The organism is Gordonia sp. NPDC003376 (assembly GCF_053589235.1).
Genome location: NZ_JBSFRM010000002.1, coordinates 9,733 through 26,171 on the forward strand (window position 1 = coordinate 9,733; position 16,439 = coordinate 26,171).

General features: G+C 68.6%; 13 protein-coding genes. 4 read left to right on the forward strand and 9 right to left on the reverse strand.

What is annotated here, in order from left to right:
* Positions 1-311: 311 nt before the first annotated feature.
* Complete coding sequence (locus tag ACWDUA_RS02325) at positions 312-1,139, reverse strand: DUF3097 family protein (RefSeq protein WP_449749400.1); 828 nt, start codon at positions 1,137-1,139, stop codon at positions 312-314.
* Positions 1,140-1,267: 128 nt separating this feature from the next.
* Here ACWDUA_RS02325 and ACWDUA_RS02330 point away from each other — a divergent pair, with 128 nt between their 5' ends.
* On the forward strand, positions 1,268-2,074 hold the full coding sequence (locus ACWDUA_RS02330) for a hypothetical protein (protein ID WP_449749401.1): 807 nt from the start codon (positions 1,268-1,270) through the stop codon (positions 2,072-2,074).
* 50 nt (positions 2,075-2,124) lie between these two features.
* On the opposite strand, the gene ACWDUA_RS02335 is transcribed toward ACWDUA_RS02330, so the two are convergent.
* From ACWDUA_RS02335 to ACWDUA_RS02370, 8 genes are all read right to left on the reverse strand, one after another.
* Positions 2,125-3,276, reverse strand: coding sequence for a ferrochelatase (locus tag ACWDUA_RS02335; RefSeq protein ID WP_449749402.1), 1,152 nt, complete (start codon positions 3,274-3,276; stop codon positions 2,125-2,127).
* A 1-nt stretch (position 3,277) separates the two neighbouring features.
* Positions 3,278-4,114, reverse strand: a complete 837-nt coding sequence (inhA, locus tag ACWDUA_RS02340; RefSeq protein ID WP_449749403.1) for an NADH-dependent enoyl-ACP reductase InhA — start codon at positions 4,112-4,114, stop codon at positions 3,278-3,280.
* Positions 4,115-4,181: 67 nt separating this feature from the next.
* Entirely contained in the window at positions 4,182-4,919 is a 738-nt protein-coding gene (fabG1, locus tag ACWDUA_RS02345) for a 3-oxoacyl-ACP reductase FabG1 (protein ID WP_449749404.1), read from the reverse strand.
* Positions 4,920-4,982: 63 nt separating this feature from the next.
* Positions 4,983-5,960, reverse strand: a complete 978-nt coding sequence (locus tag ACWDUA_RS02350; protein WP_449749405.1) for a VWA domain-containing protein — start codon at positions 5,958-5,960, stop codon at positions 4,983-4,985.
* Positions 5,961-5,966: 6 nt separating this feature from the next.
* Positions 5,967-6,905, reverse strand: coding sequence for a DUF58 domain-containing protein (locus ACWDUA_RS02355; protein ID WP_449749406.1), 939 nt, complete (start codon positions 6,903-6,905; stop codon positions 5,967-5,969).
* The gene (locus ACWDUA_RS02360; protein ID WP_449749694.1) at positions 6,895-8,076 is read right to left on the reverse strand and encodes an AAA family ATPase; all 1,182 of its coding nucleotides are present in this window, start codon (positions 8,074-8,076) and stop codon (positions 6,895-6,897) included. Before ACWDUA_RS02360 ends, ACWDUA_RS02355 begins: the two co-directional genes overlap by 11 nt.
* A gap of 285 nt (positions 8,077-8,361) precedes the next feature.
* Positions 8,362-9,843: an NlpC/P60 family protein gene (locus ACWDUA_RS02365; RefSeq protein WP_449749407.1), complete on the reverse strand. Its 1,482-nt coding sequence runs from the start codon at positions 9,841-9,843 to the stop codon at positions 8,362-8,364.
* 424 nt (positions 9,844-10,267) lie between these two features.
* Positions 10,268-10,894, reverse strand: coding sequence for an Rv1476 family membrane protein (locus ACWDUA_RS02370; RefSeq protein ID WP_449749408.1), 627 nt, complete (start codon positions 10,892-10,894; stop codon positions 10,268-10,270).
* Positions 10,895-11,315: 421 nt separating this feature from the next.
* Here ACWDUA_RS02370 and ACWDUA_RS02375 point away from each other — a divergent pair, with 421 nt between their 5' ends.
* The 3 genes from ACWDUA_RS02375 (at position 11,316) to ACWDUA_RS02385 (ending at position 16,436) form a co-directional block, all read left to right on the forward strand.
* Positions 11,316-14,120, forward strand: a complete 2,805-nt coding sequence (locus ACWDUA_RS02375; protein ID WP_449749695.1) for an aconitate hydratase — start codon at positions 11,316-11,318, stop codon at positions 14,118-14,120.
* A 15-nt stretch (positions 14,121-14,135) separates the two neighbouring features.
* Complete coding sequence (locus ACWDUA_RS02380; RefSeq protein WP_449749409.1) at positions 14,136-14,741, forward strand: TetR/AcrR family transcriptional regulator; 606 nt, start codon at positions 14,136-14,138, stop codon at positions 14,739-14,741.
* Between the two features lie 69 nt (positions 14,742-14,810).
* Positions 14,811-16,436 carry a GMC oxidoreductase gene (locus ACWDUA_RS02385; protein ID WP_449749410.1) on the forward strand — a complete coding sequence of 542 codons (1,626 nt, stop codon included), beginning with the start codon at positions 14,811-14,813 and terminating at the stop codon, positions 16,434-16,436.
* Positions 16,437-16,439 lie beyond the last annotated feature (3 nt).

The window sequence follows — 16,439 nt, forward strand, 5'->3', positions numbered from 1 at the left end:
CCACGCCTCGTCGCTACGCTCCTCGTCGGCTCAATCATCGTGAGAACCACGCCTCGTCGCTACGCTCCTCGTCGGCTCAATCATCGTGAGAACCACACCCCACCACCCCCGACGAGCCGACCACCGAGAGAACCACACCCCATCGCCATGCACCCCGACGGCCGACCACCGAGAGAACCACTCCTCTCCTCGTCGCCCCCGACGGGCCGACCACCGTCAGGAGAAAGCCTCGCCGCCCCACGGGCCGACCACCGGAACCGCGCCCGGCGCCATGTACCCCGGCGGGTCGATCACGTGCTGCGCCGCCCTCGTCAGCGATCGCCCTCCGCGGCGGTCACGAAGTCGATGAGTTCTTCCACCGAGCGCAGCAGATCCACCTCGAGATCACGGAAATCGGTGACCCCGGCCAGGACCCGTCGCCAACCGTCTTGCGGTGAACCCCACCGCAATCGGGAGCACACACCGGTCTTCCAGTCCTCACCCATCGGGACCGTCGGCCACGCCGAGATGCGCACCGATGCGGGTTTCACGGCCTGCCAGACGTCGACATACGGGTGTCCGCAGACCAGGACGTTCTCGCCGACCTCCTCGGTGAGCCGGGCCTCCTTGGTACCGGCGAGCAGGTGATCGACCAGTACGCCCGCCCGCCGGTGCGCCGCCGGCTGGAACTCCGCGAGGGCGGCGTCGAGGTTGTCGAGCCCGTCCAGGCTGACGACCACCACGCCCTCGGCGCGCAGATCGGCACCCCACACCCGCTCCACCAGCGTCGCATCGTGCACGCCTTCGACGAACAGACGGCTGGCACGCGCCGTGCGGGCCCGGCGCACGGGTGCCATCCGCGAGCCCGACGCGGTACGCGCCGCGGCGACCGGGCCCCGACCACGGGGCCGTACGAGGGTGACGGGTTTGCCGTCGATCAGGAAGGCGGCCGGATGCATCAGGAAGACGCGGGTGCGCCCGTGCCGATCCTCCAGCCGGACGAGGTCTCCGGCATAGCTCTTCTCCAGACCGACGACCGCACCGCAGAAGCCACTGGCTGCGTCCTCGACCACGAGATCGCGTTCGGCCGCGACCTCGGGAGCTCGGGGTTTGGTCCGGCGCGGCGACGCCAGGACATCCCGGCCATATCGATCATCCATCACAGCAGCCACGGTAGTTAACAGCAGCCCCACGACGCACGCGCCACGCCGATCCAGACCATCCGCGCGACGCGATCGCGATGGCCGGCACCGTGATCGACGGTGCACCACAGTATTCTGGTTCATCTATGACCAGTACCGATCACACCGTCACCCAGGCCTGGCCGACCTGCGGGTTGGGAGCCTGGGCTGCCGCGTGGGTGGCCGGGCGCTGCTCCCCCGACGACGTCGCCGACACCCTGGCCGGGTTCGCCGGACTGCACGTCATCGACGACCGGGGCGCACTGGAGACCACCGGGCTCGAGACCGTCCCGACCGACGGCACGCTCGGCCTGCTCGCCGTCCTGCGCCGGGCGCACAATCTCTCGGTTCGTCTGCCCGATTCGGGCGCCCCGCACGGTCTCCCACCGGATCCGGCCACCGCGGCGGCGCTCACCGCAGGTGAGTCGCTGCTCGTCGACGACGGTTCCCCGACACCCCTCGCGCTGGTCCCCGCCGAACACGACGGTTCCTGCCGCTGGTCGGTGTTCCGGTACCGCGTGCCGGTACCGGTCACCGGCACCGCATCCGCCGGAGAGATCGAGTACGAACTGCGCGAGGCGATCGCGGAGACCGCACAACTGATGGCAACGCTCGGTGGCCGGTCCGGGACACACCCGGCGGACCTGCGTGGAACCATCCGCGCCCAGACGCAGCGACATCTCATCGACCTCCCGCCACACGACGATGTCCGTGCGACCCGGCTGCTCGGTTCGGCCGCACAGGTCGAGGCGATCGTCTCCGTGGCCACCATCGGTGGCGCGGGATTCGGCGCGACCGCCGGGCAGTGGGAGTCCGGCGACCACGGCCTGCGTCACCTGATGCGGCTGGCCCATGCCGCACGCGCCGCCGCCGTCAACCGGGTGATCGGCGAATTCCTGCCGGGAGGATGGTGACCGGCGACCGGTCATCGTCGGTCGATGATGCCGATCGTCGGCACCGCTGATCAGGAGCGGGCCGGACGGCGGGCCGGAACGCAGCACCGCGAACCACAGGGTCGACCATTGTCGCCGACCCCGGGGGCATCGAGATCTCCTGCACCACTGCAGTATTCGTCGACAAGGTCGGCGATCATCGAGATGAACTGCGGGTCGGTGCCGACGGTCTCGGCCCGCACGTAGTCGATCCCGAGCCGGGCGGCGAGCTCGGCAGCCTCGTTGTCGAGGTCCCACACCACCTCGACGTGATCGGACACAAAGCCCACCGGAAAGACGATCACCTGCGAAACACCTTGCGCACCGAGCTCTTCGAGCCGGTCACAGATGTCGGGTTCGAGCCACGGCACCTGCGGCGGACCCGACCGGGACTGCCACACCTGGTCATGCTCGGCGAACCCGGCCATCGACGCCACCCGCTCTGCCGCCTGCGCGACCTGCCGCGAATACAGGTGTCCCCCCTCGGCGGGTTCCCCGGCGGCCGCATCCGCGACCGTCGGGATCGAGTGGGCGGTACACACCAGGTGCGGCACCGCGTCGGCATCGGGGAGTTCGGCCGCGGCCCGCCGGATCGCATCGCGCCCGGCGGCCAGGGTCGCCGGCCGATCCCAGAACTGCGGGAGCTTGCGCACCAGTACCGGGTCGGAGTCCACCGCCTGCGGTCGCGCCTCGTGCAAGGCGGCCACGGAACGCTCGATGTCCTCGTGGTACTGACGGCACCCCGAGTACCCACCCCAGGCCGACGTCGCGAACGCGAGGATGCGGCGGTGCCCGTCGTCGTACATCTGCACGAGCGTGTCGGCCGCCAGCGGGTGCCAGTTGCGGTTGCCGAAGTAGATCGGCAGATCGGCGTTGCCGCGGGTGGCGAGCTCGGCCCGCAGCGACGCGATCATGTCCCGGTTGAGCCGATTGATCGGCGAGACCCCACCGAAGTGCATGTAATGGTGGGCGACCTCCTCGAGTCGCTCCCGGGGTACCCCGCGGCCCCGGGTCACGTTCTCCAGGAACGGCATCACGTCGTCGGGACCCTCGGGGCCACCGAAGGACAGGAACAGGATCGCGTCGAACTCGCCCCCCGATCCGTCGAAATCCTCCACCGACCCGTCGGAATTCTCCACCGACCCGTCGGCATGGCCTACCGACCCGTCGGCTGCAACCGGCATGTCAGGCACCCAGGAAGTTCTCCGGGAACCAGGTGTTGTGGCTGGCACCCCCGTCGACGTACACGATGGAGCCGGTGGTGGCCGGCAGGAAGTCCGAGAGCAGCGCACACACGCTGGTGCCCACCACGCCCGGGTCGTTGACGTCCCAGCCGATCGGCGACGCACCATCCCAGTACTCGTTGAGCATGTTCAGCTTGCGGGCGTCGTCGGTCGCGGTGCCCGAGATGGCCTTGGCGGCCAGGGTCTTGATCGGACCGGCGGCCACCAGGTTGGAGCGAATCCGCTTGGCGTTGCCGACCTCACGGGCGACGTACCGGTTGACCGACTCGAGGGCGGCCTTGGACACACCCATCCAGTTGTAGTCGGGCAGCGCGGTCCGCGGGTCGAAGTCCATCCCGACGATCGATCCGCCCTCGTTCATCACCGGGAGAACGGCGCGGGCCAGTGAGGCATAGCTCCAGGCCGAGATCTCGAACGACTTGGCAACGTCCGGGCCCGGTCCCTCCAGGAAGGGTACGGCGTCGGGACCCATCAGGGTCTTGGGGGCGAAGGCGATCGAGTGCACGACACCGTCGACACCCTCTGGCGCGAGCTCCCGCACCTTGTCGGCCAGGGCGCCGAGGTACTCCTCGTCGGTGACGTCGAGCGGGATCGCCGACGGCACCTCCTGCGGCAGCCGCCTGGCGATCCGGTCGATCAGCCGGAGCCGATCGGGGATGCCGGTGATGATCACCTTGGCGCCCTGTTCCTGGGCGACCCTCGCGGTGTGGAAGGCGATCGAGGCATCGGTGATGATGCCGGTGACGAGGACGGTCTTCCCGTCCAGGATTCCGCTCAACGTGTTCTCCTCGGGATGTCGGGGTGTTCGAGAAGTCGAATCTGATGGTGTGGGTGGTGCGGGCGCGTCAGTGACCCATGCCCATGCCGCCGTCGACCGGGATCACCGCGCCTGTGATGTAGGACCCCTGGTCGGAGGCCAGGAACGAGATCGCCGCGGCGACGTCCTCCGGTGATCCGACGCGGCCCAGCGGGATGGCCTGCTTGGCCATCTCGATGTACTTGTCCTCCATCTCGGCGGTCATGTCGGTGTCGATGAAACCGGGGGCGACGACATTCGCGGTGATGTTGCGGGAGCCGAGCTCACGCGCGATCGAGCGGGCCATGCCGATCAGGCCGGCCTTGGAAGCGGCATAGTTGACCTGGCCGGGCACGCCGGAGGTGGCGACCACCGAGCCGAGGAAGATCATGCGGCCCCACTTGGCCCTCTGCATGCCCTTGGTGGCGCGCTTGGCGCAGCGGAACGCTCCGGTCAGGTTGGCGTCGACGACGCTGCTGAACTGTTCCTCGGTGAGGCGCATGAGCAGCATGTTGTCGGTGATGCCGGCGTTGGCCACGAGCACCTCGACCGGCCCCTGATGCTCGGCGACCTCGTCGAAGGCACGCTCCACGGATGCGGTGTCGGTGACGTCGCACAGCACACCGAACAGGCCCTCGGGGGCACCGGATCCGCGGTGGGTCACGGCGACCTTGTGTCCGTCGGCGGCCAGACGGCGGGCCACCGCCAGCCCGATTCCGCGGTTGCCACCGGTCACCAGCACCGACCGGGACGGTTGCCCGGTGGGGGTTTCGTTGCTCTCAGCCATGGCCACCAACCTATCGGTCCGACCTGGGTGGCCGATGCCCAGGTCGGACATGCGCCGAGCCGATCACGGCACCCGCTGGTTGACGAGCAGGGACCCGACCACTGCGATGATCGCCAGGATCGTGCCCGCGATGATCCACGGCCGCGAGTTGTCGCCCTTGCGCATCTCGTAGCCGATCTCCTGCTGCAACGTCTCGTACACCTTGTTCAACTCGTCCAGGCTGGACGCGGTGAAGAAGGTGCCGCCGGACAGGTTGGCGATCTCCCGCAACGACTCGTCGTCCACCGGGACCGGGACCCGGTCGCCGTCGAGGTCGACGGTGCCGGTCTTGGTACCGAACGAGATGGTCGACACGGGGATGCTCTCCTCCTTGGCCTTTCGGGCGGCGGTGAACGCCCCGCGCGGATCGTTCTCGTCGTCGGGGACGGTCTGCTTGCCGTCCGACAGCAACACGATCCGTGCCGGCGGCGCCCCGGCCTGCCCGCCCAGGACCGAGTTCAGCGTCTGGATCTGCTGGATCGCGGCGAAGATGCCCTCGCCGGTCGCGGTCTTGTCGGCCAGTTGCAGCTTGTCGACCGCCGCCTTGGTCGCGCCGTGATCTGGGGTGGGCGTCACCAGACTCGATGCGGTCCCGGCGAACGAGATGAGGCCGAGGTTGATGCCGTCGGTGAGTTCGTCGGCGAACTTCTTGGCGGCGGCCTGGGCGGCCTTGATGCGCGATGGCGCGACGTCGGTGGCCTCCATCGACCGAGAGACGTCCATGACGAGGATGACGGTGGCCTTGTTACGCGGCACCTTGCGTTCGGCCTGCGGGCCGGCTGCGGCCACCACCAGCAGCAACAGGGCGACGAGCAGGACCGCCAACGGTACATGCCGAAGTCGCCGGATCCACCGGTTCTCCGGCGGGGTGACCCGGTCGAGGACCTCGAGGTTGGCGAACTGCAGGGTGCGTCGACGGCGTTCCCGCAGGATGTAGACGTAGACGGCGACCACCGCGAGCACCGGCAGGGCGAGCAGCAACCACCAGGGGCTGGAGAACATCGTCGGCTACCCCACCCCTGCGGCAAGTCCTCGGCGGCGTTCGCCGACGAATCGCACCATGTCGGTGAGCCATTCCCGGTCGGTCCGCAGGGACAGCACCGGACCGCCACAGCTGCGGACCACGCGACGCACCTTCTGCTGATGCGCGCGGGCGGCGGCGGCGAAGTCGCGGCGCAACGTCTCGGTGATGGTGACCTCGCGGACCTCACCGGATTCGGGGTCGGCCAGGCGCACCTGACCGACCGGCGGCAGTTCGAGGTCTCGCTGGTCGAGGACCTCGACGGCGAGCAGTTCGTGGTGGGCGCCGATCGCACGCAACGACCGTTCCCAGTCGATCGGCCCGAGGAAGTCGCTGATCACGACGGCCAGCCCGCGACGCCGTTCGGGTCGGCGGAGGGCCTCGATCCCTGCCTTGAGGTCGCCGCGCACGCCGGGCGCCGCCCGACGCGTGGTGGCGAACGCCTTGAGCAGGTGCTGGTCGTGGACACGTCCGGCGCGGGCCGGGATACGCACCACCTGGTCACCGGTCACGACGATCCCGCCGTGCCGGTTGCCACCGCCGGCGGTGAGGTGCACCAATGCCGCCGAGGCGGCCACCGCGAGATCGCGTTTGGTGCAGTTGACCGTGCCGAAGTCCAGGCTGGCCGAGGCGTCGACCACGATCCACGTCTCGAGCTCGCGGTCGGCGATCATCTGCCGCACGTGCGGTTGGGTGGTGCGCGCGGTGACCGACCACTCCATACGCCGGATGTCGTCGCCGGGCTGATACGCACGCGCCTCTCCCGGCTCCGAGCCCGGCCCCGGGATCAGGCCGAGGTGCTCACCCTGGAGTACGCCGTCGAGTTTGCGCCGGACGGTGAGCTCGAGCATCCGCAGCGCAGCGGTCAGCTGCGGCTCCTCGAGCAGACCTGCGCCGAACGACGGCAGATCGCGGTTAGCCGCCATACTGCACGGACGTCCGGTCCGCCGGGGCCGTCGGGATCACCGCGCCGGGGTACCCGTTCGACGGCGCGGGCTGGGGTGCCGAACCCTGAGGGCTCTGGACTGCCGGGTTCTGTACCGGTGCGTTCTGGGGGTATCCGGCGACCGGTCCCGCCGGCGCGGGCACCGACTGTGCACCCACCTGGGGCAGACCGACGGTCTGCAGGATGCGGGTGATCACGGCATCCGCGGTCACCTCGTCGGCCAGCGCGTCGTAGCTGAGCACCAGCCGATGCCGCAGCACGTCCGGGATCACCTCGACCACGTCCTGCGGGATCACGTAGTCGCGGCCGCGTACCAGCGCGAGGGCACGGGCGGCGGCCACGATGCCCAGGGTCGCGCGCGGCGAGGCCCCGTAGGACAGCCAGGTGTCGACGTCGGTGAGACCGAGTTCGGCAGGCCGGCGGGTCGCGTTGATCACACGGACCACGTAGTCGACGAGCGCGTGGTGGACGAAGACGTTCGCGGCGGTCTGCTGCAGCCGGATCATCGCGGCCGGGTCGAGCACCTGCGACGCCGTCGGCGGGACATTACCCATCCGGTAGACGATCTCGCGTTCCTCTTCCACCGACGGGTAGTCGACGAGCACTTTGAACAGGAAGCGGTCACGCTGCGCCTCCGGCAGCGGATACACGCCCTCGTTCTCGATCGGGTTCTGGGTGGCCATCACCAGGAACGGTGCGGGCATCGGGTAGGTGGTGCCACCGATCGACACATGCCGCTCGGCCATCACCTCCAGCAACGCCGACTGCACCTTGGCGGGCGCACGGTTGATCTCGTCGGCGAGCAGGAAGTTGGCCACCACCGGGCCGAGTTCGGTGTCGAACTCCTCGCGGCCCTGCCGATAGATGCGGGTACCGATGAGATCGGTGGGCACCAGGTCGGGGGTGAACTGCACGCGCGAGAAGCTGCCACCGACGACCTTGGCGAACGTCTCGACGGCCAGGGTCTTGGCGACGCCCGGAACACCCTCGAGCAGGATGTGGCCCTTGGCGAGCAGACCCACGAGGATCCGTTCGACGAGTTCATCCTGGCCGACGATGACGCGCTTGACCTCGTAGATGGCCCGCTCGAGCAGCTTCGCGTCGGATTCGCTCAGTGCGAGGCCCCCCTCGGCCGCGGCCCCCTTGCCCATGACGGCAGTGGCCTGCGACTCGGCACTGGGATGTGAGGTCAACCCTTGCTCCTGTCCTTCCGTGGCGCGACGGACGCCGTGCGCTGCACGTCACCGTCGCCTGGACTGCCGCGCGCCGCCGTCACCGGCGCCGTGGGCATCGTGTGCCAGCCTAGCCGCGCGGCCTGAGAACTCGCCACGAAGTCCGGCGGTGCGTCGGCGTGCCGGATGACGACGTCACACCCGACGCCGTACGCGACCCCGCCGCCCGCCGGGCGGGCCGTTCGGTCGAGGCGGTCCGTTCGATCAGAGCAGACGGACGACGTTGGGCATCGCGCCGTCGGTACGCAGCGGCGAGACCTTGACGACGTCACCGGACTGAGGCGCCTCCACCATCTTTCCGTCGCCGAGGTACATGGCCACATGGGTGCTGGCGTTGGGACCGTAGAAGATCATGTCGCCGCGCTGCATCTGCGAAAGGGGGACCTGGGGGCCGGACGTGTACTGGTAGCCGGTGTAGTGCGGCAGTTCGATGCCGACGCCGGCGAAGGCGTAGATCATCAGCCCCGAGCAGTCGTAGCCGATCTTGTTGTAATCGCCGTAGCTGTCGGCGACACCGCCGTCGCGGATGCCCTGGGTGGGGCCGTTGGCATCACCGCCACCCCAGGCGTACGGGACGTTCAGCTGCGACAGCGCACGGTTGACGACGATCTCCACCGCCTGCGGACCGCGGAGACCGGGGCGCACCGCGCCACCGCCGCCTCCCGAACTGCCGAAGATCGAGCCGAGGCTGCCCGTGCCCAGCCGTGAACTCAGGGTGTCGCCGCCGTCGCTGCCCAGTCCCGCGCCACCCACACCGAGTTCGTCGAGGAGTTCCGAGTGCGGTACCTGCGCCTGACCGACGAGCGCGGCCAGTACCTTCTGGGTGACGTCGAGGGCAAGTCGGGCCGCGGCCTCGGCGGCGACCTGCATGCTGTCGTTGTCGCCGGCCGCCTGGTTCGGCGTCGGGGCGATCGGACCGGGATCGGGCCGACCGGGCAGCGTACGGAACAGTCCGGTCAGCAGATCTGCCGGTGCCGGGTCGGCCGCCGGTGTCGGCCGCACGGTGCCGCGCAGGGTGTCGAGGCGCTTCTGGGTCTCGTCGCGTTGCGTGACCAGGGCGACGCGCTTGCGCTGCTGGTCGGCGATCGCGTCACGGGCCTGCGACACCGCGGCCACCGCGGCGTCGCGACGTTGCTCGGCACTCTCGGTGGCGAACGTGGTCTGACGGCGCGTGGCCTCGAGCGCGGCGACGTCGTTGGCCTGTTGGTTCCGGGCGACCTGGAGGCGGCGGATGGTCTGCTGCTGCTCACGCCCGATCTGGTCGATGACGCCGACCCGGGCGAGCACCGCGTCCGGGTCGCTCGACGAGAGATACTCGGCCATCGATCCCTGGTGACCGCCACGGAGGTACACCGACCGTACGTAGTCGTCGAACCGCTTCTGGGCGGCCGCGGTGGCCTGGGTGGCCTTGGTCAGCGAACTCTGGGCGTTGTCGGCCGCCACGCGTGCGAGCCGCTGGGCGGCCAGGGCGTTCTGGTAGTCGACGACCGAGCGGTTGACCTCTTCCTGGCGGAGCGCGACGGCATTGTCGAGGTCGCTGAGGTTCTGGTTGACCTGCGCGATCTGATTGATCAGGGACGACACCGGCGATACGGGTGCACTCGACGGGGCGGCTGACGCGGGGCCGACGGCACCGACCACCGCAGTGGTCGCGCCGATGAGTGCCACGACGACGCGAGCGCGCATCGAGCGGACCACTGAAGTGGTTCGTCGCCTCACTAGTGAACTCCCTCGCCGTCCGGCCCGATCAGCGCTGCACCCCCATGCGCAACACACATCACACGTGACCCGGTGGACTACATCCGAACCACAAGCGACAGTGGAACCGTACGTCACATTCGCCACAGGGAAAACCACTGTCACGAATTACAGGGACGTGATTACCTGCACAAATCGACGTGAACTGCCAAAAGAAGCTCGAATCGGTTCAGATAAAGAATTCGCAACGACATGCGGGGGTCGGCGACATCTCGGACGCGCGCACACAGTGCCTGTCGGAGACCTCCGCGGACCGCCGGTCGGGTACCGACGCGCAGCGCCCGTGGACACGCGGACCAAGCCCTTCATGGACTACGCGAGTGACCGCGTGCCGACCCCCGTGCGGGCGGCGTCAGCGCGGTTCGGCCGACCCCTCGGACCGGTCGGCGTCGGTGGCCGCCGCGCCGACGCGCACCGGACCCGACCCCACCTCCGACCCCGAGGCCGCGTCCGCCGCGCCCCGACGCCGGCGGAGCGTGCGGAGCCGACCGAGTACGGCCCCGATCGCGACCACGACGATGAGCACGATCGTGAGGAGGGTGTAGTTCACGCCGGGGTCGGTGATGTAGTCGACCATGTCGCGCGCGGCCTGGGTGGGATTGCTCAGGGTCAGGTTGTCGGTGGCCTCTTCCAACTGGACCCGACTGAACTCGGTCGACGAACTGCCTGCCGCGTTCGGACCGAGCACCAGCACCGTGCCGCCCACCTCGTGCTGGAGTTCGGTGGCGATGTCGCGGTAGACGGTGAACCGTGGCATCTTCTCGGTCAGCACGACGATGTTGATGTCATGGCCCTGGGCCCGGGCGTCGGACACGATCTTCTCCAGACCCGCGACCTGATCGGCCGGACCCCAGACGTGATCGGTCTTCAGGCTCGCCGCGATCGCGGCGAGGTCGACGTCGCCGGGCGGTTCCCAGGTGGAGCCCGGAACGGGTGCGGCGAGCAACAGTGGTCCGTCGGCGAGGGGCTCAGGACTCACGGCGATGGTTCCTCACTCGTTGGGTGCGCTCCCGTTCCGCCACGTCGGGTGGCGAAAACGTTTCGCGATCATTAAATGTCCGGCTGAGGCGACCCGTCGTCGAACCTCGCTCAGCACGGTACGACAAAATGGGATCGTCGTGAGCATCCGGGGCGACCCCGGGCGCGTTTCGTCGGCGTGTCCGCCTTGTTAGCAGTACGTGCGTACTGTTAGAATGGCGTGGTCGCCGCGGGTAGCCCCCGTGGTCGCTGGACGAGACACGCAGTACAGCACGACCCCGACGCAGCCCGTCGGGTGATGGTCAGAGTCGACGAGCCGGGCTAGCCGGTCGCGTTCGTCGGCGACGGTCACAGCCGTCCCGGTCCCGTCGCCCGGGACCGAACAGCATCGCCGGCGCAGCCCGCCGGCCAGAGGAGAGTGGATAGACGTGAGTATCAATTCCTTTGGCGCCCGTGGAACCCTTGAGGTGGGCGACAAGTCCTACGAGATCTTCCGACTGAGCGCCGTGCCCGGCACCGAGCGCCTGCCCTACTCGCTGAAGGTGCTCGCCGAGAACCTGCTGCGCACCGAAGACGGTGCCAACATCACCGCCGACCACGTCAACGCGCTGGCCAACTGGGACGCCGACGCCGATCCGAGTGTCGAGATCCAGTTCACGCCCGCCCGCGTCCTCATGCAGGACTTCACGGGTGTCCCGTGTGTCGTCGACCTGGCCACCATGCGCGAAGCGGTCGCCTCCCTGGGCGGCGACCCGAACAAGGTCAACCCGCTGTCCCCCGCCGAGATGGTCATCGACCACTCCGTGATCCTCGACGTGTTCGGTACGGCGGACGCCTTCGAGCGCAACGTCGAGCTGGAATACCAGCGCAACGGTGAGCGCTACCAGTTCCTCCGCTGGGGACAGGGCGCGTTCGACGACTTCAAGGTCGTCCCCCCGGGCACCGGCATCGTGCACCAGGTCAACATCGAGTACCTCGCACGCACGATCATGGTCCGTAACGGCCAGGCCTACCCTGACACCTGCGTCGGTACCGACTCGCACACCACCATGGAGAACGGCCTCGGCGTCCTCGGCTGGGGTGTCGGCGGCATCGAGGCCGAGGCCGCGATGCTCGGCCAGCCGGTGTCGATGCTCATCCCGCGTGTCGTCGGATTCAAGCTGACCGGCGAGATCCAGCCCGGCGTCACCGCCACCGACGTGGTCCTGACCGTGACCGACATGCTCCGTCGACACGGTGTCGTCGGCAAGTTCGTGGAGTTCTACGGCAAGGGCGTCGCCGAGGTGCCGCTGGCCAACCGCGCCACCCTGGGCAACATGAGTCCCGAGTTCGGCTCGACCTGCGCGATCTTCCCGATCGACGGCGAGACCATCAACTACCTGCGCCTGACCGGCCGCGACGACGAGCAGCTCGCCCTCGTCGAGGCCTACGCCAAGGAACAGGGCATGTGGCATGACGCCGACCACGAGCCCACCTTCTCGGAGTACCTGGAGCTCGACCTGTCGACCGTGGTGCCCTCGATCGCCGGCCCGAAGCGTCCGCAGGACCGAATCCTGCTCTCGGAGTCCAAGATCGCCTTCCGTAAGGACATCCACAACTATGTCGAGGAGGGCCTCACCCCGGCCCACTCGAAGCTCGACGAGGCCGTCGAGGAGTCCTTCCCGGCCTCGGATCCGGCCGCATTGTCCTTCGCCGACGACGGTTCGGTGGACGTCCAGTCGGCCGCCAACGGTGCCGAGGGCCGCCCGACCAAGCCGATCAAGGTGACCTCCGCCGACGCGGGTGAGTTCATCCTCGATCACGGTGCCGTCGCCGTCGCGGGTATCACCTCGTGTACCAACACCTCGAACCCGTCGGTGATGATCGGTGCGGGTCTGCTTGCTCGTAATGCGGTCGAGAAGGGCCTCGCCAGCAAGCCGTGGGTCAAGACCAACATGGCTCCGGGCAGCCAGGTCGTCACCGACTACTACGAGAAGGCCGGTCTGTGGCCGTATCTGGAGAAGCTCGGCTTCTACCTCGGCGGTTACGGCTGCACCACCTGCATCGGTAACACCGGTCCGCTGCCGGAGGAGATCAGCAAGGCCGTCAACGACAACGACCTGACCGTCACCGCGGTCCTCTCGGGCAACCGCAACTTCGAGGGACGCATCTCCCCCGACGTCAAGATGAACTACCTGGCATCGCCGCCGCTGGTCATCGCCTACGCCCTCGCCGGCACCATGGATTTCGACTTCGAGTCGCAGGCCCTCGGCCAGGACACCGACGGCAACGATGTCTTCCTGAAGGACATCTGGCCGTCGGCCCAGGAGATCGACGACACCATCAAGACCGCGATCAGCCAGGACATGTTCCGCAAGTCCTACGCCGACGTGTTCAAGGGTGACGAGCGCTGGCAGAACCTGGAGACCCCGGCGGGTGACACCTTCGCCTGGGCCGAGGACTCCACCTACGTCCGCAAGGCGCCGTACTTCGACGGCATGTCGCTGGAGACCAGCCCGGTCTCCGACATCAAGGGCGCGCGCGTCCTGGCCCTGCTCGGTGACTCGGTGACCACCGACCACATCAGCCCGGCCGGCCCGATCAAGCCGGGCACCCCGGCCGCGCAGTACCTGGACGCGCACGGTGTGGCCCGCAAGGACTACAACTCGCTGGGGTCGCGTCGCGGCAACCACGAGGTGATGATCCGCGGCACCTTCGCCAACATCCGCCTGCAGAACCAGCTGCTCGACGGCGTGTCCGGCGGATACACCCGCGATTTCACCCAGGACGGTGGCCCGCAGTCGTTCATCTACGACGCGTCGGTCAACTACAAGGAAGCCGGCATCCCGCTGGTCGTCCTGGGCGGCAAGGAGTATGGTTCCGGCAGCTCGCGTGACTGGGCCGCCAAGGGCACTGTCCTGCTGGGCGTCAAGGCCGTCATCACCGAGTCGTTCGAGCGCATCCACCGCTCCAACCTGATCGGCATGGGCGTCGTCCCGCTCCAGTTCCCTGCCGGCGAGTCGGCCAAGTCGCTGGGCCTGGACGGCACCGAGGTCTTCGACATCGTGGGCATCGAGGAGCTCAACGAGGGCAAGACCCCGAAGACCGTCAAGGTCACCGCCACCAAGGAAGACGGTGCGAAGGTCGAGTTCGACGCGGTCGTCCGCATCGACACGCCCGGAGAGGCGGACTACTACCGCAACGGCGGCATCCTGCAGTACGTCCTACGCAACATGATCAACAGCTGATCCGAAAGATCAGCGATGCCCAAGGTCAGCGATGACCGCCTTGCCGCGCGTCGTCGGGAAATCCTCGACGGCGCGCGGCATTGCTTTGCGGAGTATGGATACGACGGTGCGACCGTCAAACGGATCGAGGAGTCGACCGGGTTGTCCCGGGGGGCGATCTTCCACCACTTCAGGGACAAGGAGGCATTGTTCCTCGCGCTCGCGCAGGAAGACGCCGAACGGATGGCCGATGTGGCGGCCGAAGCCGGCCTGGTCCAGGTCATGCGGGACGTCCTGGCACACCCCCAGGACTTCGACTGGCTCGGAACCAGGCTCGAGATCGCACGAAAACTGCGGACGGACAAGAGTTTTCGCACTGCCTGGCTCGGCCACTCGGCGGACCTGGAGAAGGCCACCCTGGATCGACTGGAACGCGGCAGGGCCTCGGGCCGACTGCGTGAGGACGTCCCCACCGAGGTCCTGGTGAAATACCTCGACCTGGTCCTCGACGGGCTCATCACCCGGCTGGCGACCGGTCAGCCCACCGACGATCTGCATGCGGTCCTCGACCTCGTGGAGGAGTCGGTGCGGGTGTCCCGCGACGACCCTCGCCCGACGCGGGAACCCTCGGCGGACGGGTAGTGATCTGAATCACGTAGCCGGTCCTAACTTTAGGTTCCCCTAAGTCGTTTTTCCGGCTAACTTCACAGGGTGCATGCAGACTTCTCGATCAATCCCTCCCCGACTCGCCGAACCCTGCTGCGCGGCGCGGCCGGGTTGGGGGTGCTCGGCGCCACCGGAGCCGGCGCGATCGCCCGGTCGGGCGCGGCCCACGCGGCCGACGCACCCACCGCGATCGTGATCGGCAGCGGCTTCGGGGGCGCGGTCGCAGCGCTCCGCCTCGGCGAGGCCGGAATCCGCACCACGGTGTTCGAGCGGGGCCGTCGCTGGCCGATCCGCCCCGACGGCAACACCTTCGCCACCTTCACCGCCCCGGATCGCCGTGCCGCCTGGTTCGACACCAGCGCGGGCATCTCCAGCGTCGGCCGCGTACCGGTCCAGCCGTACCCCGGTGTGCTGGAGACGATTCGAGGCAATGGACTCGAATCGGTCCACGGGGCCGGTGTCGGTGGCGGCTCCCTCGTGTTCGGGGCGTTCACCCTTCAGCCCGACAAGGACGATTTCACCGAGGTCTTCCCCGGAGGGACCGACTACGACGAACTGGCGCGCACGTACTATCCGCGCGCCCGAAAGATGCTCGGTACCAGCGGTGTCCCCGACGACGTCCTCGCCCATCCCAACTACACCGGCGCACGCTCGTGGCTGAAGGTGGTGGCACGCTACGGGATTCGGCCCGAGTTCGTCGAATACGCCGTGAACTGGGACCGGGTGCGCGCCGAACTCGCCGGCCGCGCGCCGGCCGGCATGTCGATCGGCGACATCTCCTACGGCGTCAACAGCGGCGCCAAGAACTCCGTCGACCGCAACTACCTGCCCGCGGCCGAGCGGACCGGCTTCGTCAGCATCGAACCCATGCACGAGGTCTTCGAGATCCGCGAGCGCTCACGCCGCCCGGGATATGTGGTGAAGGCCCGAGTCATCGACGACGCCCGTCGCACGGTGCGCATCGTCACCGCCGAGGCCGACCACCTGTTCCTGGCCGCCGGCTCGTTCCACACCACCTCACTGCTGCTCCGCGCGCGAGCACAGGGCACACTCCCCCGGCTGTCGCCGAAGATCGGTGACGGCTTCGGCGGCAACGGCGACTTCCTGATCGTGCGCACCGCGCTGCGCGATCAGCACGGCCCGATCCAGGGCGGTCCCGGCTACGCCCGCATCCGGGAGGAGCGGATGCCCGGCGGACCGGCCACCATGATCTATCAGGCCAGCCCGTTCCCGGCGCCCGCCGGATCCCTGGCCACCACCCACCTCATCCAGGTGCACACCGACGAGCGCGGCACCATCGACTACGACCACTCGACCGGGGGCACCACACTCAACTACCCGCACCGGGCCGAGACCAGCGTCCTCGATCGCCGGGCCATCGCCTTCGCCAAACAGTTCCACGAGCGCACCGAATCCCGATTCGGCCACCCACTCAACGGTATTCCGATCTACGACCGGGCCTCCGGGTTCGGTTCGGGGGCCACCTTCCACGGCCTCGGGGGCGTGGTGGCCGGGCAGGCCGCGACCCTCGACGGTGCGGTCAAGGGATACGACAACCTGTACGTCGTGGACGGATCGTTCGCACCGGGAGCGGTCGGCCTGGTCAATCCGTCGCTGACCATCACCGCGCTGGCCGAACGCACGATGGACCGGTTCCTCGGCCGACGCTGAGCA